Source organism: Mesorhizobium sp. M4B.F.Ca.ET.089.01.1.1 (assembly GCF_004022605.1).
Taxonomy (GTDB): Bacteria; Pseudomonadota; Alphaproteobacteria; order Rhizobiales; family Rhizobiaceae; genus Mesorhizobium; species Mesorhizobium abyssinicae.
On sequence record NZ_RZOS01001050.1, the window covers coordinates 1 to 773 of the forward strand.

At 66.4% G+C, this 773-nt stretch carries 1 pseudogene; it reads right to left on the reverse strand.

The features are described from left to right. Nucleotides 1–747, reverse strand: a pseudogene (locus EN780_RS35945) (metal transporter); the annotation flags it as partial. Between the last annotated feature and the right edge of the window lie 26 nt (nucleotides 748–773).

The following is a 773-nucleotide window of genomic DNA, read 5'->3' on the forward strand; positions in this document are numbered from 1 at the left end:
GTTCCAGGGACCGACCATGATCGTGCTTGCCGCCGCCATCAGCAGCAGGAAGCTGGCGGCGGCGGCAAGCACGATCATGGTCGGTCCCTGGAACAGGGCAGCGGCTTCACCGGCCAGCTCAAAGGCGTCCTCCAGCGCATCGACAAACAGGAACGCGAGCAGGCCGACGGTCAGCGACAGGAGGAAGTCCATGCCGCTGCGTCCGACGCCGCGCAGCGCGGGGTAGAACATCAAGCCGATCGCCACGGGCAGGATGCCGACAAAAGCGCCGAGCACCGCCTGCGCGACCAGGCTGAGCGAATCGCGCGTTGGGGTCGGGACGGCCACAGCGATCTCATGGGTGAATGTGGTGCCGGTGCTGGTCACGACGTTGACCGCATGCGCCTCCCCCAGCACCCAGGGATATGGCAGGGCGATCCATGCCGTCGAGCCGCGCGCGATGGGGCCCGGCGGATCCTGCGTGAACTGCCAATAGGCATCGTCGACCTGGACCTGAGCGATGGTCATCGGTTCCGATCCGCCGGCGCGGACGAGGATGCGAATGCCGTCGTTTCCAAGGATCGTCCGCTCGAAGGTGATGTTCTCGACCGGCGGCGCGCCGTTGCGGAAGCTCGACAGCGGATCCGAAGAGACCAGCCATGCGATGGCCAGCCCGAGCACGGCGAGCGGCAACACGATCCAGAGCAGATGGGCCCAGGCTGGTCGCGCTGCACACCTATCGGCGGAAGACTGGCTCGTATCGGTCACGACAGAGCCTCCACGACGTCGAACAT